General features: G+C 36.8%; 19 protein-coding genes, 2 pseudogenes and 1 riboswitch. Of the genes and pseudogenes, 14 read left to right on the top strand and 7 right to left on the bottom strand.

Going from position 1 to position 22,764, the window contains the following annotated elements; all coding sequences use genetic code 11:
* Positions 1-100 precede the first annotated feature (100 nt).
* Complete coding sequence (locus ACFWDE_RS17945) at positions 101-7,573, top strand: DUF7507 domain-containing protein (protein ID WP_377893690.1); 7,473 nt, start codon at positions 101-103, stop codon at positions 7,571-7,573.
* A 52-nt stretch (positions 7,574-7,625) separates the two neighbouring features.
* Here the strand turns inward: ACFWDE_RS17945 and ACFWDE_RS17940 are convergent, their stop codons facing one another.
* Positions 7,626-8,183: a CatB-related O-acetyltransferase gene (locus tag ACFWDE_RS17940; protein ID WP_201040698.1), complete on the bottom strand. Its 558-nt coding sequence runs from the start codon at positions 8,181-8,183 to the stop codon at positions 7,626-7,628.
* Between the two features lie 152 nt (positions 8,184-8,335).
* Between ACFWDE_RS17940 and ACFWDE_RS17935 the strand changes: the two genes are divergently transcribed.
* The 3 genes from ACFWDE_RS17935 to ACFWDE_RS17925 all read left to right on the top strand — a co-directional run bounded on the left by ACFWDE_RS17935 (position 8,336) and on the right by ACFWDE_RS17925 (position 9,778).
* A complete protein-coding gene (locus ACFWDE_RS17935) occupies positions 8,336-8,674 on the top strand; it encodes an ASCH domain-containing protein (RefSeq protein ID WP_377893688.1) in 339 nt (112 codons plus the stop codon).
* A gap of 1 nt (position 8,675) precedes the next feature.
* Positions 8,676-9,071 carry an NUDIX hydrolase gene (locus ACFWDE_RS17930; RefSeq protein WP_377893687.1) on the top strand — a complete coding sequence of 132 codons (396 nt, stop codon included), beginning with the start codon at positions 8,676-8,678 and terminating at the stop codon, positions 9,069-9,071.
* An 86-nt stretch (positions 9,072-9,157) separates the two neighbouring features.
* Entirely contained in the window at positions 9,158-9,778 is a 621-nt protein-coding gene (locus tag ACFWDE_RS17925) for an acetate uptake transporter (RefSeq protein ID WP_000070943.1), read from the top strand.
* 47 nt (positions 9,779-9,825) lie between these two features.
* Here ACFWDE_RS17925 and ACFWDE_RS17920 read toward each other — a convergent pair whose 3' ends face one another.
* Positions 9,826-10,923 carry a phosphodiester glycosidase family protein gene (locus ACFWDE_RS17920; RefSeq protein ID WP_377893685.1) on the bottom strand — a complete coding sequence of 366 codons (1,098 nt, stop codon included), beginning with the start codon at positions 10,921-10,923 and terminating at the stop codon, positions 9,826-9,828.
* Between the two features lie 315 nt (positions 10,924-11,238).
* On the opposite strand from ACFWDE_RS17920, the gene ACFWDE_RS17915 reads away from it, so the two are divergent.
* The 4 genes from ACFWDE_RS17915 (at position 11,239) to ACFWDE_RS17900 (ending at position 14,063) form a co-directional block, all read left to right on the top strand.
* A complete protein-coding gene (locus ACFWDE_RS17915) occupies positions 11,239-11,682 on the top strand; it encodes a flavodoxin (protein WP_001062757.1) in 444 nt (147 codons plus the stop codon).
* Positions 11,683-11,698: 16 nt separating this feature from the next.
* Complete coding sequence (locus ACFWDE_RS17910) at positions 11,699-12,598, top strand: WD40/YVTN/BNR-like repeat-containing protein (protein WP_377893684.1); 900 nt, start codon at positions 11,699-11,701, stop codon at positions 12,596-12,598.
* Between the two features lie 220 nt (positions 12,599-12,818).
* Positions 12,819-13,019: a cold shock-like protein CspB gene (cspB, locus tag ACFWDE_RS17905; RefSeq protein WP_001179147.1), complete on the top strand. Its 201-nt coding sequence runs from the start codon at positions 12,819-12,821 to the stop codon at positions 13,017-13,019.
* Between the two features lie 189 nt (positions 13,020-13,208).
* Positions 13,209-14,063: an exonuclease gene (locus tag ACFWDE_RS17900; protein WP_377893683.1), complete on the top strand. Its 855-nt coding sequence runs from the start codon at positions 13,209-13,211 to the stop codon at positions 14,061-14,063.
* Positions 14,064-14,198: 135 nt separating this feature from the next.
* Here ACFWDE_RS17900 and ACFWDE_RS17895 read toward each other — a convergent pair.
* Positions 14,199-14,327: pseudogene (locus ACFWDE_RS17895) on the bottom strand (DUF3898 domain-containing protein); the annotation flags it as partial.
* Between the two features lie 103 nt (positions 14,328-14,430).
* Between ACFWDE_RS17895 and ACFWDE_RS17890 the strand changes: the two are divergent.
* On the top strand, positions 14,431-15,096 hold the full coding sequence (locus ACFWDE_RS17890) for an LbetaH domain-containing protein (RefSeq protein WP_377893680.1): 666 nt from the start codon (positions 14,431-14,433) through the stop codon (positions 15,094-15,096).
* 72 nt (positions 15,097-15,168) lie between these two features.
* Here ACFWDE_RS17890 and ACFWDE_RS17885 read toward each other — a convergent pair.
* From ACFWDE_RS17885 to ACFWDE_RS17875, 3 genes and pseudogenes are all read right to left on the bottom strand, one after another.
* A pseudogene (locus ACFWDE_RS17885) lies at positions 15,169-15,282 on the bottom strand (DUF3898 domain-containing protein); the annotation flags it as partial.
* 170 nt (positions 15,283-15,452) lie between these two features.
* Positions 15,453-16,544: a DUF3900 domain-containing protein gene (locus tag ACFWDE_RS17880; RefSeq protein ID WP_377893678.1), complete on the bottom strand. Its 1,092-nt coding sequence runs from the start codon at positions 16,542-16,544 to the stop codon at positions 15,453-15,455.
* Between the two features lie 116 nt (positions 16,545-16,660).
* On the bottom strand, positions 16,661-16,987 hold the full coding sequence (locus ACFWDE_RS17875) for a hypothetical protein (RefSeq protein ID WP_002146390.1): 327 nt from the start codon (positions 16,985-16,987) through the stop codon (positions 16,661-16,663).
* 465 nt (positions 16,988-17,452) lie between these two features.
* Here ACFWDE_RS17875 and ACFWDE_RS17870 point away from each other — a divergent pair, with 465 nt between their 5' ends.
* The 5 genes from ACFWDE_RS17870 (at position 17,453) to ACFWDE_RS17850 (ending at position 21,999) form a co-directional block, all read left to right on the top strand.
* Complete coding sequence (locus ACFWDE_RS17870) at positions 17,453-18,364, top strand: VanW family protein (RefSeq protein ID WP_002146391.1); 912 nt, start codon at positions 17,453-17,455, stop codon at positions 18,362-18,364.
* Between the two features lie 223 nt (positions 18,365-18,587).
* Positions 18,588-18,694: riboswitch (SAM riboswitch) on the top strand.
* 68 nt (positions 18,695-18,762) lie between these two features.
* Complete coding sequence (locus tag ACFWDE_RS17865; protein ID WP_377893676.1) at positions 18,763-19,431, top strand: amino acid ABC transporter permease; 669 nt, start codon at positions 18,763-18,765, stop codon at positions 19,429-19,431.
* Positions 19,432-19,450: 19 nt separating this feature from the next.
* Positions 19,451-20,212: an amino acid ABC transporter ATP-binding protein gene (locus tag ACFWDE_RS17860; protein WP_377893674.1), complete on the top strand. Its 762-nt coding sequence runs from the start codon at positions 19,451-19,453 to the stop codon at positions 20,210-20,212.
* Positions 20,213-20,223: 11 nt separating this feature from the next.
* On the top strand, positions 20,224-21,015 hold the full coding sequence (locus ACFWDE_RS17855; RefSeq protein WP_377893672.1) for an amino acid ABC transporter substrate-binding protein: 792 nt from the start codon (positions 20,224-20,226) through the stop codon (positions 21,013-21,015).
* 75 nt (positions 21,016-21,090) lie between these two features.
* Positions 21,091-21,999 carry a VOC family protein gene (locus ACFWDE_RS17850; RefSeq protein ID WP_377893670.1) on the top strand — a complete coding sequence of 303 codons (909 nt, stop codon included), beginning with the start codon at positions 21,091-21,093 and terminating at the stop codon, positions 21,997-21,999.
* Positions 22,000-22,046: 47 nt separating this feature from the next.
* Here the strand turns inward: ACFWDE_RS17850 and ACFWDE_RS17845 are convergent, their stop codons facing one another.
* On the bottom strand, positions 22,047-22,565 hold the full coding sequence (locus tag ACFWDE_RS17845; protein WP_377893668.1) for a GNAT family N-acetyltransferase: 519 nt from the start codon (positions 22,563-22,565) through the stop codon (positions 22,047-22,049).
* Positions 22,566-22,764 lie beyond the last annotated feature (199 nt).

Raw genomic sequence — 22,764 nt, 5'->3', positions numbered from 1 at the left:
CTCGTATGTGCGGAATTTTGTTGGACAACGTACACTCTATAGTTTGTCTACATTTTATAGTATAGAGCACTTTTTACTATAAATGAAATGAGATGATTATGTGCCTTTTATGAATCGCTTTACAACGACAGTAACTGGTGCCGTCACGTTCACTGGGAACACGTTGGGACTCAGTCCTACATCTCCTGCACCAGGCAATAACTTCGGTACGATTGATGTATTTACTACAGTAAATACATCGCTTCAAGTGCCAGGGTTCCCAGCAGGAACGACAAATGATTGGCCATTAAATTCTTCAAGTGCAATTTTAAACCTTCCAGCAGGGAGTAGTGTTTTATACGCAGAACTAGTGTGGGCTGGCACATACAGGACTGATACTGAGGATGTTACTGCATTTTTAAATGATAATATTTCGTTTACAACACCAGCGGGAACATTTTCAGTTGCACCAGATCCTGCAACTGCTCAACAAGGATCAGTTGGGAATCAGTTTTATTACGTTAGATCTGCCAATGTAACAAACTTTGTTAATGGAGGAGGAGCGGGGACATATACAACTGGGAGTGTTCCTGCTGCGAGAACTGCTGCCAATTCAACTATTAGTCGATCGGTAGGCTGGACACTTGAGGTAGTTTATCAAAATGCGAGTTTACCACTTCGAAATTTATCAGTGTATGCAGGTCAAGAAATCATCGATGCTTCATCGCCACCAGTTGATGCTATTATTTCAGGTTTTGCAACGCCGTCTACGGGGACAGTTACAGGAAGAGTACTTGTAACTGCTCAAGAAGGTGATTCTAACATTGTTGGAGATCAACTTCGTTTTGGGCCGAACGCGAATGCTACAGTTGCATTATTCGGGCCGAGAAATCCCGCAAATAATTTCTTTCAATCACAAATTTGTAATGACAATGGGAATTTAGATACGAGCGGCACGTTTGGGAATTTGAATCAGCCGTTAGGGGCAGCCTTGGCTGTCAGAAGACAAGGGTGGGATATTACGAATGTAGATGCTTCATCATCATTAGTAAATAATCAAACGTCAGCGACAGTTCGCTTCATTACAAATGGAGATGGGTATGCAGCGGCTGGTTTTGGTGTTCAAATAGATGCGACGGGGCCAATTATAAATCCTGTTAAATCGGTTGATAAAACAGTTGCAGCGGTTGGAGATATTCTCACCTATACGATTACCGTTCCGAATACAGGGACGGGAAGTGCAGATAACGTTGTATTACAAGACAGTATTCCGAATGGAACGACATTTATAGCCGGCAGTGTGACAGTAGGAGGAGTAACGCAGCCGAGTGCGAATCCAGCTAGTGGAATAAATTTAGGTACAATCCCAAATAACGCTCAAAGAATTGTTACATTTCAAGTGAGAGTTACGTCATTCCCAAATCCAAATCCAATTTCCAACCGTGCAATGGTATCTTACCAATTCCGTCCTTTCGTCGGAAGTCCTCCTATCACAAGTACAGCTTCTTCAAATACAGTACAGACGACGGTAAACCGTGCAAATCTAAGTTTGCAAAAATCTGTAGATCTACAGACGGCAACACTTAATGACGTACTAACCTACACAGTGAGTGTCACGAACAATGGGAATGTCGCTGCAAATAATGTTATTTTTGTTGATAGTATACCTGCTGGAACAACGTTTGTAACAAATAGTGTTACGGTAAATGGAGTGGCGCGTCCAGGAGCGAATCCAGCAAGTAGTATTAATCTTGGAAGCATTAATGCTTCGCAAACGACTGTAGTGCGCTTTCAAGTTCGAGTGACATCTAATCCTCTTGTAAATCCAATTCCGAACCGTGCAAGTGCAACGTTTAACTTTATTCCGGTTCCTGGTCAACAACCAGTTTCAGGCCAAGCGACGAGTAATACAGTATTTACTACAATAAATATAGCCGATATAAGAACGAGAAAAACAGTAGATAGAGCTTTTGCGACAGTTAATGACGTTCTTACGTATACCGTTACAATTGAAAATACAGGAAATGTACTGGCGATGAACGTTATTTTTCAAGATCCAATCCCAATTGGAACGACTTTTATACCAAATAGTGTAACTGTTGATGGAGTTTCGCAACCTGGGGCAAATCCAGCGACTGGGTTTACAGTAGCGAATATATCTCCAGGTGGAAGTAGAACGGTGACTTTTCAAGTACGAGTTACATCTACCCCATCAGGAGGTACGATTGCGAATCGCGGTAATGTATCTGCTAATTTCGTCGTTATTCCGAATCAACCGCCAGTAACGATTAATAGGCAAACGAATACCGTTGTAACACAAGTTAATACAGGTGGTTTAAATGTAATAAAAGAAGTAAATACAGCTCAAGCGGCAGTAGGTGATACTTTAACATACACGATTGCCGTCCAAAATACAGGTAACGTTCCGTTAACAAACGTATTTTTCCAAGACACTACTTCTTCAGCGGTTTCTTTCGTTGCAAACTCTGTAACAATTAATGGAACACCACAAAGTGGACTAAATCCAAATTCAGGATTTTCTCTTCTGAATATCCCTGCGGCTCAGACAGTTGTAGTTACATTTGAAGTATTAATTGAGCAGGATCCGCCAAATGAAGATATTTTAAATAGTGCAACTGTATCCGCAAGTTTTCAAGTGAATCCGAGTGAACCACCAGTTACGATTACTGTTCCGAGTAACGTCGTGAATACGACAGTACAAACAGGGAGCTTTGAAGTTATAAAATCTGTGAATACGAGTGTTGCAACTGTAGGAGATATTTTAATATATACAATCGAAATAATAAATGCAGGTAGTGTACCAGCTACAAATGTATTTTTCCAAGATTCAATTCCACAAGGGACGTTATTTATTGAAAATAGTGTATTGGTTAATGGTGTTTTACAGGAAGGGGCAGATCCAGAACTTGGATTTACATTAAATAATTTACCTACTGGTGCGAGTGTAATTGTTACGTTTGAAGTATTAATTGATTCAATTCCACAAGGAAATAATGTTGTAAATAATGCGAATGTCACTGGAGATTTTCTTGTAAATCCAACAGAACCACCAATTACTGTGACGGTACCAAGTAATACCGTAATGACAGTCGTAAATTCTGCAGGATTAAATGTGATGAAAATTGTAAATGCAAGTGAAGCAGGTGTAGGAGATACGTTAACGTATACAGTTACTATACAAAATAGCGGCACGGTAGTAGCGACAAATGTATCATTTCTCGATCCGATACCAGCTGGTACAACATTCGTAGCAAATAGTGTAACGATTAACGGAACCCCGCAACCAGGATTAGATCCGACTATTGGTTTTCCGCTTGCTAATATTCCGGTTGGATCGATGGTAACAGTCATTTTTCAAGTGTTGGTAACAAGTGTACCGACGAATAGAGTACTTCCGAATAATGCAAATGTCACTGCTGATTTTCAAGTAAGCCCTCTGCAGCCACCGATTACAATTGTAACGATTAGTAATATCGTTGTGACACGAGTAAATGTAGGATCAATTAATGTAATAAAAAGTGTAAATACGCCGCAAGCAGGTGTAGGAGACACGTTAACGTATACGATTCTTATTCAAAATACAGGAACTGTTCCTGCAACAAATATCATTTTTCAAGATCCAATCCCATCTGGAGCTACATTTGTAGCGAATAGTGTAACGATAAATGGAGTTGTTCAGCAAGGTGCAGACCCTATAGCAGGTTTTCCGGTTACAAATATTCCAGTCGGGCAAACCGCTACGATTACGTTTCAAGTTACAGTGACGAGTGTTCCAAGTGGAGGGAATATAAGAAATCAATCGAACGTGACTGCAAGTTTCCTTATAAATCCGGCAGGACCTCCTATAACGACTGTTACGAATAGTAATTTTGTAGTGACACAAGTAAATACAGCGCAGTTAAATATACAAAAATCTTCATCTGTACAACAAGCAGCACTTGGAGAAACTTACACGTATTCTGTTGTCATTCGAAATAACGGAACAGTTACAGCAACGAATATTTCCTTCATTGATACAGTTGCTCCAGAAACAACATTTGTCGCAAATAGTGTAACGATAAATGGAACTTCTCAACCTGGATTTGATCCAAATGTAGGTTTTGCGCTTCCTAATATTGCAGCTGGGGCACCATTGACAGTAACGTTCCAAGTTACAGTTGTTGCACCGTCTACACGCGGAGCTGTTTTGAATACAGCATCTGCTACAGCCACTTTCTTATTAAATCCTTTACAACCACCTGTAACAACGACAAATTCAAGTAATACGACGGTAGTTACAATACCATTACCACCTCCTGGTGAGGTGACAGCAACAAAAACAGTAAATGTTGCCGCTGGAGCTGTTGGCGATGTATTAACGTATACAGTGCTAATAACGAATGTAGGAATTATTCCTGTTACAGATGTGTTCTTCCAAGATGTAATTCCAGAAGGAACGACATTTGTTGCAAATAGTGTAACGATAGGTGGAATACAGCAACCAGGTGTAAATCCAGAAATAGGATTTACAGTTACGCCGTTATTAATTGCTGGTGGAAGTATTACGGTAACGTTCCAAGTGACGATTACAGAGATTCCAGATAATGAAGTCATACTAAACGATGCTGACGTTACATTTACTTCACAACCAAATCCGCAGGAACCACCTATTACGCAAACGATATTAACGAATTTAGTCGTTACGACGATTAATATAGCGTCTATTTTTCCGTTAAAACTAGTAGATAAAGGGTCAGCAACGGTTGGGGAAATATTAACCTACGATGTACTAATTTTTAACTTTGGAACAGTGCCGGCAACGAATGTTCAATTTCTTGATTCTAGTACGAGTGGTGTAGCATTTGTTCCAGGAAGTGTGAGTATAAACGGAATACCAGAACCTGGATTCAATCCGTTCCTAGGCTTTACAGTTCCAGATATACCTGTAGGTGATTTTGTACTTGTCACATATCAAGAGATGGTAACGAGCATACCCCAAGGTGGAACAGTTGTTAATTTTGTGGATGTTACGGCTACATTTGCTGTAAGTGAAACAGAGCCGCCTATTACTGAAACGACGACAAGTAACACGACATTAACTGAAATAAATGAATCTGGTTTGAATGTTTTAAAATCAGTAAGTCAGCCGGTTGTTGCAGTAGGCGATACAATCACATATACAACAGTAGTTCAAAATACAGGGACAGTGACAGCGACGAATGTTCAATATAGTGATGTATTACCTTCCTCTATAACATTCGTACCGAACAGTGTAACGATAGACGGTGTGTTACAACCTGGGTTCAATCCTAATAATGGATTCCCACTTCCAGATATAAATCCAGGGGGAAGTGTAGAAGTCACATTCCAAGTAACTGTTGTCAGCGTTCCATCAAATGGAACGATTGCCAATACGGCAAATGTTACTGGAAGCTTTATATTAGTACCAGGAGAACCACCGGTTATAGTAAATCAGCCAAGTAATACAACACTCACAACTGTAAATAGAGGGCGCTTTAATGTTATTAAACAAGTAAATAGAGCTGCTACCCTAGTTGGAGATGTATTAACGTATACAGTGCAAATAACGAATACAGGAACAGTAACAGCTAACAATGTTCAGTTTATTGATACGATTTCAGCAGGAGCATCATTTGTACTAAATAGTGTCACGGTAAATGGAGCCCCGCAACCAAACTTAAATCCGATTACTGGATTTGGAGTTGGAGATATACTCGTTGGCGAAACTGTTATAGTGACGTTTCAAGCGACAGTTACAACCATCCCTTCATCAGGAACAATTACGAACGTTGCAAATATAACGGGAAGCTTTATTTTAGTGCCAGGAGAACCACCAGTTATAGTAAATCAGCCAAGTAATACGACAATAACGAGGGTAAATAGAGGGCGCTTCAATATAATAAAAACAGTAAATAAACAAGCAACGCGATTAGGAGATACGTTAACTTATAGTGTGCAAGTTACAAATACGGGAACGGTAACTGCGACAAATGTTCAGTTTATTGACGTTCCATCGCCTAGTTTAGAATTCGTTCCAGGAAGTGTACAAATAAATGGGATCCCGCAAGTAGGTTTAGATCCTTTTGTAGGTTTTTCATTACCGGATCTTGCAGTAGGTAATAGCGTATTAATTACATTTGAAGTAAATGTAATCGCAATACCACCTTCTAATAGTATTATGAATTCGGCGAGTGTAACTGGTGATTTTGTATTGATTCCAGGAGAACCTCCGTTTACAATTACGAATTCAAGTAATACGACAGTCACACCAGTAAATAGAGGCAGTTTAGATATGCTGAAAGAAGTAGATCATTCAATTGTTGGAGTAGGAGAAACGGTAACGTACCGTGTTCGCATATTAAATACTGGTACGGCTGATGCGATGAATGTTCAATTTATTGATGTGCTATCTCCGGAAGCTGCTTTTGTACCAAATAGTGTAACAATTAATGGAGTTCCGCAGCCGGGGTTAAATCCACAGGCCGGATTTACGATACCAGATATCCCAGTCGGTGAAACGGTGATTGTAACATATGAAGCTACGATTACAAGTTTTCCAGATGGTGGTACAGTAGTGAACGTTGCTGGGGCTTTAGCAGAATATATTTTAGTACCAGGAGAGCCGCCGATTACAGTGATGGACACGAGTAATACAGTTATTGTGACAGTAAATACTGCAATCTTATTTGTTGCAAAAGGAGCGAATTTTGAAGTAGCAATGGTAGGAGATGTTGTCACTTACGGAATTGCCGTTATAAATGATAGTACAGTTCCTGTGACGAATATTGTTTTAACAGATATCATTGATCCAAATACGTTATTTATAAATGGCACGGTAACGGTAAATGATGTACCTCTTCCATTTGCCAATCCAAATATTGGTATCCCGCTAGGTGATTTTCAGCCAAATGATGCGGCAATTATTAATTTCCAAGTTGTAATAACAGGAGGACAAATAAATAATTTAGTTACAAATACTGCTACAGCGACTGGACTCGCAACTGTAAATCCGAATGAGCCGCCTGTAGTAGTTGAAGGCGATAGCAATACAGTTGTTATCCCGTTTATCCCTCAAAATGTTTCAACGACAGTTGTAAAAACGGCAGATCTTCAAACAGCAACAATTGGAGATGTCATTACGTTTACGACAGTCATTACAAATACAGGTGATACTGTCATGCAAAATATTCGTTTTCAAGACATGTTAGATAGTAGTGTTCGATTTATCGCTGGAAGCGTAATAGTCGATAGTGTTCCATTACGAAATGTAAGTCCAGTATCGGGGTTTCTTATAGGGAGTTTAAATCCGGGTGAAGCGCGGACAGTTTCGTTTCAAGTAGCAGTTCAGAGCGCACCAAGTGGTTCAGGGAATTATATTAATCAAGCGAGTATCCGCTTCGAACATCAAGTAGGTACAGTATTGCCACCTGTTACACAAATAATAGATAGTAACATAGTTGTCATTCCATTTGTTCCAACGATAGAACAAATTTGCGAAACGAACTTTAATTGCTTAGATAAAATTCCATTTCAATGTTCTCCATGTAATCACTTGCAAATAAATAAAAAATAAATACAAAAAGAGCATCTTGTAAGAATAGGATGCTCTTTTTTATGTGTATCAATCATGTAGATTCTTTTTCGGGTGAGGTGAAAAATTCGTTGGTTTTGTTGGAGAGTAGAAATGGAATAGCTCCTTTTATGACAGAAATATCCCAGTCCCACCATGCAAGTTTTTCTAGTTTTTCAATGGTTTCTTGTGGGAAACGATATCGAACTAGTTTGGCAGGGTTCCCAGCCACAATTGCATATGGAGGTACGTCTTTTGTAACAACACTCTTCGCACCAATAATGGCCCCGTTACCAATTGTAACTCCAGATAAAATACAGGATTGATAACCAATCCATACATCGTTACCGACTACGATATCACCTTTTGACGAAGGGTGACCAGTAATATGTGCTCCTTCATCGAAAAGAGCATTAAATGGGTAAGTCGTTATCCAATCAGCGCGATGTTCACCGCCAAGTATGAAAACGATTTCTTCTGCTAATGAACAAAACTTGCCTATTTTTAATTTTGTTTCATCATTCCACGAAAAAATAGTAGGGCCTACTTTGCTATAGGTATAATCACCAATATCATATTGGGCGTATTCAGGTTTTTGATTTAAATATAACATGATTAATTTAGCATCCTTTCTGTAGCAAGTAATGGATATGGAACAGTATATGCAAGTTGGAAGGAAGGTGGATATTCTTGCAAGAGAAAAAACATGCAAGTTCTCGTACAATATAGGCTGTATGTTAAACTAATTATAAGGAGGGGGAAAATATGAGACACCAAATGGGGCTATATAACGGACCTTTTCAATCAATTTGTTCGGGTAAAAAAGTATATGAAGTTAGATTGTATGATAAAAAGCGTCAACAAATAAAACAAGGTGATGAAATTGTATTTACTAACCTTGTGACGGCAGAAATAATTGTTGTAAAGGTAACAGAGGTAAGGCGATACGAGAGCTTTAAAGAAATGTATGAACAAATTGATGGGAAATTATTTGATTGTGAAAATGTTAGTTTAGAGGAAAAGTTAGAAAGTACATACAAAATATATACGAAAGAACAAGAGCAAGAGTGGGGAACAGTTGCAATTGGCATTAAGGTAAAATAATATGAGAAGAAATTGCGGTGCAGCCATAATTATACAGGATGGTAAAATCGCTCTTATAAAACGTGTTCGAGAAGGTGAGGTATATTTTGTTTTTCCGGGCGGGGGAATTGGAGAAGGAGAAACACCTGAAGAAGCAACGAAGCGAGAGGTTTACGAAGAATTAGGGGTACATATACAAATGGGGCACCTTATTGCAACGGTGGAGTATAACGGTACCGAGTATTATTATGATGCCCATATTATAGATGGAATTTTTGGAAGTGGTAAAGGTGAGGAATTCAAACGGAAAGATAGAGGCAGCTATATTCCTTTATGGATGCCGGTAAATGAATTGGAAAATGTAAATATAAAACCTTATGAAGTGGTTGGAAGTATCTTCGATTATTATATAAGATAAGGTCTGACAACATACAAAAAAAACCATTGACATAGCCTTCTGATTTAAGTATTGTATTCGAGTATGTTTATAATCAGGAGGTTTATATGAGCAATCAAACTACTACACATCATGTGAAAATGACAACAGCAGATCCATCTGGAATCGGTCTATTTGGATTAGCGATGGTAACACTTGTAGCATCATCTCAAAAGTTAGGCTTAACAGATGGCGTTTCACTTGTATTACCATGGGCAATCTTTTTAGGAGGATTTGCACAAATCTTTGCATGCATTCACGATGCAAAGCATAACAATACGTTCGGTACAACAGCATTTGGTGCGTACGGCCTATTTTGGTTAGGTGTTGGAATGACTTGGTTAATTCAACTTGGAGTATTTGGCGAAAAATTAGCCCAAACTGCAGATTCAAAACAGCTTGGTGTAGCCTTTATCGGATACTTGATTTTCACGATCTTTATGACAATTGGTGCAATGGAAACACATAAAGTATTATTTATGATTTTCGTCCTTATTGATTTCTTATTTATCGGTCTTTCATTAAGTACTTTAGGTGTTATGCCGCACGCAATGCATAATTTAGCAGCGTATTCTGAACTATGTATTTCATTATTATCTTTCTATGGTTCAGCAGCAGCCGTGTTAAATACACACTTCGGAAAAGTTGTATTACCAGTTGGAAAACCATTTGGTATTTTTAAAAAGTAATAAAAAAGAACGGATGATTGTATAGTCATCTGTTCTTTTTTATTTATTTATTTATTGATAGCTACAGCAGTAGATCCTGTCATTTCGGAAATCTTTTGAGAGCTTGCGGGGTTGCCGTCTATTGTTACATGAACTTGTTGCTTAGGGTTCGCGGTAACAACCCAGGCGTTTGGTAAATAGCGTGATTTATGAGATAAGGTTGAAGGGATGTTTAAAATGTCTCCCATTGCGTACAATGTCGCTGACGAGCCCCCGTCCATTGCCATTGCATTTATGGCCCCTTTTTCATAAAGAATATCTTGGCAGTCTCTTAAAGAAGCTCCGATACTATGAGGCTGTCTTCCATCAATGATGAAAAACATAATTGATCCATCTTTTTTCTGAGCCATAATACTTCGGGGACCATAGCCCCATCCGCCATCATTTGTAATCATTTTTTCGCCATTTACAATTAGTTGAGGCATAAAGCCAGCAGCGGAAACGACATTCTTATTTAACAGTTGATTAGCAGAAAACTCTCCTGAAACCATTTGTCCGTATTTTGTAAGTCCACTGACGAGAGTAGGGGTATTAATGTCTTGCGGTGTGTTTATGACCTTCCCGTTTTCCATAACAATACCGATGCCTGTTTTACCACCACCATGCCCCGTTTCATCCCAGAACCCACTAGCATTTACAGCAGCAAGTGCATGGTTTCGTTTTGCCATGACATATATTTTTTCCCCAACGTCTTTTCCTTGTGAACCTTGTTGTGTAACGAGCTTTACATTTAATGGATTACTAATAGTCATTAATTTACCTTCGAAAAAATGGTCGTTATATTTTTTCTTAACTGTTTCAATTGAAACAGTTAGTGGTAAATTTTTCTTTCGCTCTAATTCTTGTTTTGAAAGTTTTGTATTGGCAAACTCGCTATTTTTCCACTTTGGATTTGTAATGGATTGAGAAATATCATTTAACTCGTTATCAGACAGTAATGTAATTTTTGCGTATTGCGGATGTTGAGACGTTAAAATACTTTCCGCTGCGATGACACGTAAATTATGGCCGTATGAAGTGCCAAATAGAATAATGGCACCCACTGTTAATAATAGTGCTGTCAAAAGGGATGATATTTTTAAAAGTCTAATAAAAATTTTTTTCATTATAAAGACTCCTCTTTTTGTAAAATCGAAATTGTTTGTTACCTGAAAAAAATGAAATGTGTAAATGGCCTTTCGCATTATATATGCAACATATTAAATGTGAAAGGATGTATATACAATAAGTTGAGAAACTAGATTTGGCAATAGATGAATATGAATGTTAATACTCAAAATGAAAAAGTAATAGTCAGATGTACGATTTCTTTTAACATAAATGAAAAGGATATAAATCGGATGAAAATAATAATTGAAATTGATTCTCATTATTAATATAATGAGAATGAGAATCATTCATTGTAAGAGGGGGATGCCAAAGTGGCGAAAATTTTAATAGCGTATGCAAGTATGTCAGGGAATACAGAGAGTATTGCTGATTTAATTAAAGTAAGTTTAGATGCCTTTGATCATGAAGTAGTATTGCAAGAGATGGAAGGTATGGATGCTGAAGAATTATTAGCTTATGATGGAATCATTTTAGGATCTTATACGTGGGGTGATGGTGAATTACCATTTGAAGCGGAAGATTTCCATGATGAGTTAGAAAATATAGATTTAACGGGTAAAAAAGTGGCTGTTTTTGGATCAGGTGATACGGCGTATGAACTGTTTTGTGAAGCGGTAACGATATTTGAAGAACGTCTTGTAAAATGCGGGGCAGAACTCGTACAAGAAGGATTGAAAATTGAATTAGCTCCAGAAGATAAAGAAGACGTTGAAAAATGCAGTGATTTTGCAATTGCTTTTGCCGAGAAGTTCTAGGAATGGGAGTGTCAACGTGGAAACAATGTTAAGTGCAACTGCTATTACAAAGTTAAGAGATGGAAAGCTTTTGTTAGCTACTACATATAATGGTTTATTCATTGAAAAAGATGGAGAATGGAAACAGGTTTTAACTGGTTTCCAAAAACGAATTCGAGATTTACATAGTGAAGGTAACGTAGTTTACGGAGTAGGAGACGAAGGAGTTTTTATTCGTAGTATGAATGGTGGAGAAACGTGGACGATCCAGCGCTTTCCAACGAAAGCAACGAGCTGGAATGTATGTAGTAATGAGAATGGAACAGTAATTGCTCATGGAGATAAAACACTGTATCATTCTAATAATTTTGGTGCCACATGGGAGACTATTCAGCCATTTCTTAATTACGGTAGTGAGGCACCATCTATTCGATCATTATTTTTATATAAACATTACTTATTTATCGGTACGAAAATACATACTAAATATGGTGGTGTTTGGCTTTTTGATTTAGAGAAACGTAAATTAAAAAGAATTAAAATAGCGATGAATCAGATGATTTCTGCGTTGACTATACATAATTCCTATTTAGTAGCGGCAAGTGGATCTTGCAGGGGAATTAGCGGGAATATTGCTTTTTGTAGAATAGATGAGAGTGTCGAAAGTGATAAAATATGTTGGCATACATGTCAAAGTGAACAAAAAGCTAGTAGCTATTTAGACTTAAGTGTAGATCAACATGTGTTATATACAACGTCAGCGCAAAATAAGGCGGGGATTAGCAATGTTTGCCGTGTGCTTCTTGAAGAAGGAATTGTTACAGTATGTGATTCGGTTAAAGGGCATGGTTGGCGCATTGTTAATGAAAAAGAAGGCTATGTTGTAGCTGGATCGGGTGAATTAAAAGCGATGCAGTGGAAGAAAAAAGCTGTATAGCTTTAAAAAAACTTTGCTTTTATTATATTGATATGATATAGTTACTTTAAACCATTTTACTTTTAATAATATAGAGATTTAAATGAGCTGTAACTTCCGAGGAGGATAGCAATGTTAAATCTCCTTCGGGGGGTTGCAGTTTTTTAAATTATAGAGTATTATTGTAAAGTGGTTGAAAATGAATATGTACATATAGGTACATTGTAGGAGGATTTTTTAAATGCAAAACGGTAAAGTAAAATGGTTTAACGCAGAAAAAGGTTTCGGTTTCATCGAGGTTGAAGGCGGAGAAGACGTATTCGTTCATTTCTCAGCTATCCAAGGCGACGGCTTCAAATCTTTAGAAGAAGGTCAAGAAGTTACTTTCGAAGTAGAACAAGGTAACCGTGGACCTCAAGCAACAAACGTAAACAAGAAGTAATTATGAAAAAAAAGAAGGGCTTGCCCTTCTTTTTTTTTGCGTTCTTATTGAATATCCTCCAATGTACATATGATAATAAGACTGAATTTTTGTTTTTTTACGAGGTATTTCATGCATAAAGTGCATGAATAAATAAATACTGAAAATAAAGTATGTGTATGAAAAGGCATTTAGAAAGAGGTAAATAAATTGAAAAGCGCTACACAGTTCATTGTGTTTGATATCGAGAGGAATTTTAGACCGTATAAATCAGAAGATCCGTCAGAAATAGTTGATATTGGAGCTATAAAAATAGATGTGAGTACAATGAAGGTTATTGGAGAATTTTCAGAGTTAGTAAAACCAAGTGCCCCATTAACTCGTCATACAACAAAATTAACTGGAATTACAAAGAAAGATTTAATTGGTGTAGAGAAATTCCCTCAAATTATAGAGGAATTTATTCAGTTCATCGGAGAAGATTCTATATTTATTTCATGGGGAAAAGAAGATTATCGTTTTCTATCTCACGATTGTACATTACACGGTGTAGAATGCCCATGTATGGAAAAAGAGAGCAGGTTTGATTTGCAAAAGTTCGTTTTCCAAGCGTATGAAGAATTGTTTGAACATACGCCAAGTTTACAGTTCGCAGTAGAACAGATCGGTTTAACATGGCAAGGGAAGCAACACCGAGCTTTAGCAGATGCTGAGAATACAGCAAATATATTTCTTAAAGTATATGGCGAGAGAGATATTAACAAACGATATAAAAGACATGGTGAGCTTGAACTTGTAAAGAACGGGAAACTAACAGAAAAAGCGAAAAAAAAGATGCGGAAATGGGTATTTAAAGAAATGAGAAAAAATACAGAGCATCCTTTTGTATGGAGTGCATTCGAAAGCAGTGACACGTGGGAAAGTATAACGGAAAGATATTATATAAGTGAATCTGCAGTAGAACTTCTAAAAAAACACTTTCCTACGGCGGTGAGAAAAGCGGAGCGGCAGCTTAGGTATTTGGCTGAGATGGAGAAAGTGCAGGAAGAGGGAAAGGTAACGTAAATGTATTAAGGTAGCTAAGGCTAGTCCTTGTTATGAGGAGAATTTATTAGTGAGCAATGTAAAAACTCCTATTCCATTTATAGATATAGGAGTTTTTTAGTATTTATTTTTTAAGTCAATTGATCGTTCAGAGTTCTATTCAATCCCACCCGGATCATATCCAAACTGCAGTTTCTTCTCAATCCGCTCAATTACATCCTGCAATTCATCCGGCTTTAGAAATTCAATCGGAGGGAACCCTTTCTCAAACGTAAGCGAATCCGCCAGCAAGTCCCTATAATACTGTATTAATCTTTTAACAACTTGTCTCCAAAATAGCAGCATGTACATAAAATACTGTATATATGATTTTAAAGGAGATGTTTTCTTGACGAAAAGAAATTGTAGAAGTCACAATCAGTCGTTTGCTCCCTTTATCAGCCCCAATCCTATTACCTCATTTAATCCGATTAAACGTTATCCAAAAATTGATAAAACAGCTTTTATAAGTCCGTTTTCTAGTGTGATAGGCGATGTGAGAATTAAAGATAATGTATATGTAGCTCCTAATGTAAGCGTTCGTGCGGATGAAGGAACTCCATTTTATATTAGTTCAAACACAAATCTGCAAGACGGAGTTATCTTACATGGTTTATTGAATAAATTTGTTTCTGTTGATGATAAAAAGTATTCCATCTATATTGGAAAAAAAGTAAGTATTGCGCATGGCGCTCTCATTCACGGTCCTTGTTATATAGGGAATAAGGTGTTCGTCGGTTTTAAAGCAATTGTGTATAATGCGATTATTGGAGAAGGAACGTTTATTTCATATAATGCAGTAGTAACAAACGGTGTGCGTGTTGCGACGAACAGGTTTGTGCCGCCTGGAGCCAATATAGATACACAAGAAAAAGCAGATGCACTTTTTCGAGTACCAAAAGACGAAGAAGAATTTGCACGAGAAGTACAACGTGTAAATCAAGAATTTCCTGCGTCTTACAACTTATTATTCGGTTCGCATCGTTGTTCGTGCGGAATGCCGTACAATCATTAAAAATCGGCAGTTTTTGAGAGGAAGAAGCTGTATAAAGAGCATGTACAGCTTCTTTAACATTATAAAAATATATTAACTCTTATTTTGGATTTTTTGCATAACTATTCGTAATTCATTTGGCTTTAGAAATTCGATGGGAGAGAGCCTCTTCTCAAACGTAAGCGTAACAGCCTCGATCATAAGTACATTAGAAGAAAATGGTCAGACTTTCGATTGGTTAGTAAGGTGGAATTTTATAAAAAAAGTGGTTTTAGTATTCATATACCTATAGTGACCACAAAATAGATATGAAAATGTGACCAAAATAAAAGAGCGCTTGTTAACAGCGCTCAGTAAAAATAGTTATATGGAAGCATTTATTCAATTCCATTTGGATCATAAGAATACTGCTGCTTATTCTCAATCCGCTCAATCACATCTTGCAATTCATCTGGCTTCAGAAACTCAATCGGAGAGAAGCCTTTCTCAAACGTAAGTGTATCAGCCTCAATCATTAATACGTATCGGTCATTTACCTTTGCGATATGTATTAGGTCTCCGAAATCAGCAAGCAGGGCCTTCACAGAGATATGATCTGCTTTTAGCTTTAATTCTACTTCAGGAGCGTGCTCGACAATTTGAGCAGTTGCTTCCATTACTTCCTCTGTTGAAAACTGTTCCATAATTTCGCGTTTTGGACTGGCAGCCCATACTTCCATCGCTTGGTCAAATTGTTCGCGTTCTTCAGTACCTTCTTCAAATACATCTTCAATTTGGTCATATACCATGTCCATTACTTGTGTTTTCATAATTTCAGGCATAGAGCGTTCGTACTCGACGAATTTTAAGAAGTCTTCAAAGTAGCGGGCGTGTGATGCCTGATGTATTTTTAGTTCGCCAGGCTCGACCATACCTTCTTCAGGCATGTATGGATATTGGATAGATTTCATATTCTTTGTTGTGATGGCCATTTCAACGTTACGAATAAGTGTTGATTCATCAGAAATGGAAGCAACCTTTGGTTCGAAGTCACATTTCATTACGAATACGAATGGATCATCAAAGTATTTGCGTAGTTTTGCTTGAGCGATTAAAAATACACCACCACGTACAGCGCTTGTGTCAAGGTATGTATAAACGAGAGGTTCGCTCATATCTTTGAAGTTTTCTTTTGTTTCTGCAAAGCGAATACGATTAAATAAGTTGTAATGAGGGTTTGAATCAAATTCGTGCCCTTCTTCTACAATAAAGCGACCAATCTTTGTTGGGGCTTGTTCTGTTTTTGCGTGACGTTCTACTTTTCGCTTTGAAATTTTTAATAATTCACCATTCAAAAATTCTTTTAAAGAGCTATCTTCATACTCTTCAGCGTCTAATGTTTGAAAATGTTTATAGCGTTTATCAACTGCTTCATCTTTTCCTTCAACTTGTACTACATAAAAGGAAAGAAAATTTATTTCAAAATCCATATTTATCACCTTGTTTCATTTCATTAACTCTTATCAGTATAGAGATGGAAAAAACTTTCGTCAATTTATATAAGGAAGGGGGAGTCCCTTCCTTATATATTTGTTATTTTTCGAAATTAAAAACCATCTTCTAATGCTGAAAATGGAATGTTTAGTCTATTTTCTACTGTACGTAAACGCTGATTTAAGCGGTTTAATCTACGTGTATGACGCTCAACTGTGTTTTCTAGTTGACGTACTCTTTGCTCAAGCTCATTTACTCGTCGTTCTAGTTGACGGTTTCCAGTGCCAGGAAAAGAGATTGGAAGTTGAAATTGTCGATTTTGATCATATGGATTAACTTCTTCTGTTTGGTCAATATATTGTTCGTATTGTGCTTGTAAATCATACTGAGGTTGGTAACCATATTGGTTATATGGATCATAAGGATTGTAGGGATACATAAAAACATCCTCCATTTCTTTATAATAGGTTAAATTCATCATAATGTATGAGCAAAAGCGGAGTAGTGGCACGGCAAATACCTATATACGCTGAAGGGATTAATTGTTTTTACCTATAAAAACTCGGTTTAAGTTGTTTAATAATGATCACATATGAGAAATCGGTATTACGGTTTTTGAAGCATGCAGGTGAATAGAGAGGTGAAATGAAAGAGTTTTACATTTGTATTTCATCTGTTGAATGGTATATACTGGATATAAATAGGTTGCATAAAAGTTACAATCTTATCAAACTCGAAAATTTATATAAATATGTATAGACATTTACAAAAGAAAAGAGTAATTTTAATAGAGTAAAAAACAACTTGTAACATTTTCTAAATATATTGTAAAATGATTGTAACAAAAGATACATAAAATGAAATAATACATAAGAAATGATGTTGGGGAAAAGGAGAGAGTATATTGTTCCGTAAAGTAAAGGGTATATTAGTAGGGGTGCTATGCGTAGCTGTAGTAAGTGGTTGTGGTACAAAAGTAAGTGATGTGGCATTAGTAAGTGATATCGGTGGGAACGTTGTGGAAGCTAAGGCTGAAGTGCAGGATAACATTAGCTTAGTGGATGGTCGTACTGGTACTGAAGTGAAGAAACTAGATTTATCGAGTTTAGGCTATTTTGAAGATGAAGCGAAATTCAAAAAATCGGTAACGAAGGTTGCTGGTGAAGTTGGGAAAAGCGTCGATAAAAAGATGGTTCCTTCACGTTTAGCACCTGATGGAAGTTGGCAAGAGGGAAAACCTGCGTATGAATTAATGGAAAAAGAGTTAGTAGACAAATTATTAAATGTAGGTATGTGGGATTCTACTTATCAGTTACCAATTGTGGAGAAAAAACCTACTGCAACATTAAGTGATGCGCAAGGCAGTGGTACTGTAATTGGTAGATATGAAACGAATTTAGGTGGTTCAACAGGTGGTCGAATTGAAAATATTCGTTTATCTGCTCAGAGCGTAAGTGGAGTTGTTTTAGCGAAAGGAGACCGTTTCTCTTTTAATGCACTAATTGGAGATACAACACCAGATAAAGGGTACCAATTAGGAAAAGAAATTGTAGATGGTAAATTAGTAGATGGATATGGTGGTGGTGTTTGTCAAACATCATCAACGTTATATAATGCGGCAGATCAAGCCGGTTTGAAAATGGTAGAGAGAACGACACACTCTAAAACAGTAGGTTATGTCCCGCAGGGAAGAGATGCTACAATTGCATATCCATATTTAGACTTAGTATTTGAAAACACGAATGATGCTCCTGTTAAGCTTTATATGGGCATTCAGGGCGGAAAGTTAGTTGCTGAAGTACATAAAATGAGATAAATATCATAAGCTATAAGAATAAAAGATTTGAAGCCGGTATTTCTAAGTTTGTTAGAAGTACCGGCTTTTTGTGTACAGTTTATTAAGAATAGTAATTTTGATGGTGTATTGTTTGTATGTTCGGAAAAAGTGTGGCTTTAATTCTTAGTTTTCCTATTGACATTGTTTTGATTTACCTGTATTCTTCATAATAACAAATTAATAAATGGAAAAATTTATTAGTTTTTTATCAAGAGAGATGGAGGGACTGGCCCGATGAAATCTCAGCAACAGGCTATAAAAGTACTGTGCTAATTCCAGCAAACGTATGAGGCGTTTGGGAGATGGGGGAAATGGATTAACATTCAACTCTTCTTATATGTGTAAGAAGAGTTTTTTGTCTAGAAAGGGGGAGCAAAGTGAAATTTGATGTGGCGTATTTTTTAGAAAGTTTTCCGCAATTATTTAAGTATGTATACATAACTTTAGGGATTACTGTTGTTTCAATGATTATTTCTTTCGTTATAGGGATTGGCCTGGCGATCATTACAAAAAACAAAACGAAATTTTTATATCCAATTGCAAGGGTGTATATCTCTTTCTTTAGAGGAACACCGTTATTAGTTCAATTGTTTGTGTTGTATTTCGGATTGCCACAAATATCTCCGGCTTTTACAGTACTTACAGCTATGCAAGCAACTTTAATTGGTCTCAGTTTAAATAATGCTGCTTATTTGTCAGAGATAATTCGAGGTTCATTAAATGCTGTAGAATCAGGACAAATGGATGCTTGTTTATCAGCAGGAATGACAAAAGCACAAGCGATGCGACAAATCATCTTTCCGCAGGCTATTCGTGTAGCTGTGCCGTCACTTGGAAATAATTTTGTTGGATTGTTAAAAGAATCTTCGTTATCTTTTGCACTTGGGGTGGCTGAAATTTTAGCGCAAGCGAAAATGCTAGCGGCGCAATCGTATCGTTATATGGAAAGTTATTTAGCGGTAGCGATTGTGTATTGGATTATTACAATCGTAATTAGCTGGGGGCAGAAAAAGTTAGAAAAGAAACTTGATGCACCGTATTTATAACAGAAATGAGGTGAAATATGTGATTGAGATAAGTGATTTGTATAAATCCTACAAACATAATGAAGTGTTAAAGGGAATTTCACTTACTGTGAAAAAAGGGGAAGTAGTAGTAATTATTGGACCTTCTGGTTCAGGAAAATCGACACTACTGAGATGTTTAAATTTATTAGAACAACCGAATGACGGAAGTATTAGAATTGAAGATTTAGAGATTCATGCGAAGAAACTTTATAAAAAAGAAATAATACAATTACGGCAAAAAACAGCTATGGTTTTTCAAAACTATAATTTATTTAAAAATAAAACAGCATTGCAAAATATTACAACACCATTAACGGTTGTACAGAAAAAAAGTGAAGAAGAGGCAAAGGGAATAGCGAGAGGAATATTAAAACAAGTAGGCTTAGCTGATAAAGAAGATTTTTATCCGGCAATGTTATCCGGCGGGCAACAGCAAAGGATTGGGATTGCTAGAGCAATGGCTTTAAATCCAGCTGTACTTTTGTTTGATGAACCGACTTCAGCACTTGATCCAGAATTAGTTAATGAGGTATTGCAAGTTATTAAAGAATTGGCAAGACAGCATATAACGATGGTTATTGTTACACATGAAATGAATTTTGCAAAAGAGGTGGCGGATCGCATTATATTTATGGCTGATGGAATTATCGTAGAGCAGGGAACGCCAGAAGAGATTTTCCGAAACCCACAAAATGAGCGTACGAAAAAGTTTTTACGGCAATTAAATGCTTCTGAAGAAGGCAATCATTTCGTTATTTAGGAGGAAGAGTTATGAAAAAATCGTCATTATTACTAACATTAGCATTAACGGTGTCGGTAGGGATTTTGTCTGCTTGTGGTTCTAATGCAGCAAGTGAAAAAACAAATGAAAAAGTAGTGAAAGTTGGGACTTCTGCAGGTCGTAGCCCATTTATATTTAAAGAGGGTGAGAAAGTAAAAGGTTTTGATGCTGAAATTATTGAAGCGGCTGCTAAAAAAGCTGGATATAAAGTGGAATGGAATGTTTCTGATTTTGAAGGATTATTCGGTTTATTAGATTCAGGCCGTATTGATACGATTGCAAATGAACTATCAGTTTCTTCGGAAAGAAAAAAGAAATATGACTTTTCAATCCCATATGTGTATTCAGGCTCTGTTTTCGCGGTGAAGAAAGATAATAAAACAATTAAGTCGCTAGAAGATTTAAAAGGAAAGACGGTAGGAGTTGGGCTTGGCACAGCAGGAGAGCAAGAGTTAAAAGCTTTAAATAAAAATAATGCTTTTACGATTAAAACGTACTCAGAGGATCCGACAGCGGAATTGAATGAAGTAGGATTTGGACGCGTCGATGCTTATTATAATGATAAAGTTCAAGTGGAAACAACAATAACAAAGGCGAAACTAGATAATGTCAAAGTTGGATTTGGTCCACTTGAATGGGGAGAGATTGCATTTCCATTTGCAAAAAAGAGTGAAAAGTTAGAAGATATAAATAAAGCATTAAAAGAATTAGAACAAGATGGAACATTAAGCGATATATCGAAAAAATGGCTAAAAGTTGATGCTACGAAAAAACAAAATTGAGGTGTATTCGTTGAATGGGGTTATTGCCCATCAACTAATATAAAAAACTAAAGGGAATAAGAGAGGAAGTTATCCATGGTACAAATTCATCCGCAAACACGCATTGGTCATGTTGAATTTAAAGTGAAAGATTTAGAGAGTCAAATTGCTTTTTATGAGAATGTAGTAGGGTTAGAAGTAATTAAGCAAGAGGGGAATAAAGCATATTTAGCTGGAAAAGGTGGTAAGAATGCTTTACTCGTTCTTGAGCAGGTGGAAGATGCAGCGCTTCAAGAACCACGTACGACGGGTATATATCATGTCGCTTTTTTAGTTCCAACTCGTGAAGCTTTTGCCTCGGCACTATTTGGTGTTATTCGTAATAAAAAGGTAATTGATAGTCCGATTGAGCAAGAAGGACGTTATACATATTCAAATGAAATTTTACCAATTTCAAGGTTTAATAGCGCAAGTGATCATACGTATAGTGAGGCGTTTTATTTACAAGACTTAGAGGGTAATGGTATCGAAATATATGCAGACCGTCCGCGTGATCGATGGGGAGAGGGACCAGGAGGGAGTACGCCACTTGATTTAAAAGAACTAGCAAAGCTCGTTGATTATGAGTTTGATGGATTACCTGCTGACACTGTCGTTGGGCACGTGCATTTACGAATAGCTGATGTCGAGAAGTCACATGAGTTTTATGTAGATACAGTAGGTTTTGAAGTACAACAGCGTGAAGATGATTGCTTATTTATTTCGGCAGGAGGTTATCATCACCATATCGGTGCAAATACGTGGAATGGGGTAAATAACCCGCATCCACCAGTACATGCAACGGGACTAAAAGTGTATACGATTGTACTGCCTCATAAAGAAGCGTTAGATGAAGTAAAAGAAAGATTAATAGAAAAACAACATGAAATAAATGAAACAACAAATGGATTTACAGTAGTAGATCCGAGTGGTATTACAGTGCAGTTTGAAATAGAAGCAGTATAAAAGGAGCCAGAAAGTGTGTAATCACTTTCTGGCTTTTTTTTGATTATTTAGAGTTCAATCCAATACCTTCTCACAACATTACCATCTTCTTCAGTGAAATCTTCATCACGGAGACCGCCGTTATGTAAAATCGTTTTCTCTGAAGCTGTATTCACTTCATCGCAAACGACAAGTGCTTTCGTGATGTTTAATTCTTTCGTTTTTTCTAATGATAACTCTAGTAACTTTGTAGCATATCCTTTTCTTCTTTCAGAAGGGCGAATGCCATAACCGATATGGCCGCCAGCATTAAATAAATGCTTCGTCAAACTATGACGAATATTAACTGCTCCCAAAATTTTATTTTCATTTGTAACGAGCCAATACGTAGAATCTGGTACCCATGTTTTAGGTATATTTATTCCGTTATGTGCCTCGTGTAATTCTTGAATCATTGCCGTGAAATTAGAAGGATCTTTTGAAATAACCCACGGAATCATCGTTTCATCGCTAGCTTTCCATTCGTTATAAAAATCTAAGTATTCTTCTTGTAAATCGGTAGTAGGTGTAATTAAAGAGACGTTCATTGTTTATAGGCTCCTTTGATTGACGTTTTATTTCATAAAATTGTGGCGTTAAATGAAAGTGTTTTCTTATTTTCTCAACCTCATTTTATGCAATCCACATTCCTTTTTTAAATAAAAATTAGTTTCGGTTTGAAATTTACAGTTTTTCATATGAAAAGTGGTTTGGTTTTTATTTATGTTAATATTTAAAATATTAACA

The sequence above is a fragment of the Bacillus sp. NPDC060175 genome (assembly GCF_042728695.1).
GTDB lineage: Bacteria > Bacillota > Bacilli > Bacillales > Bacillaceae_G > Bacillus_A.
This window is presented reverse-complemented; position numbering and strand designations above follow the sequence as displayed.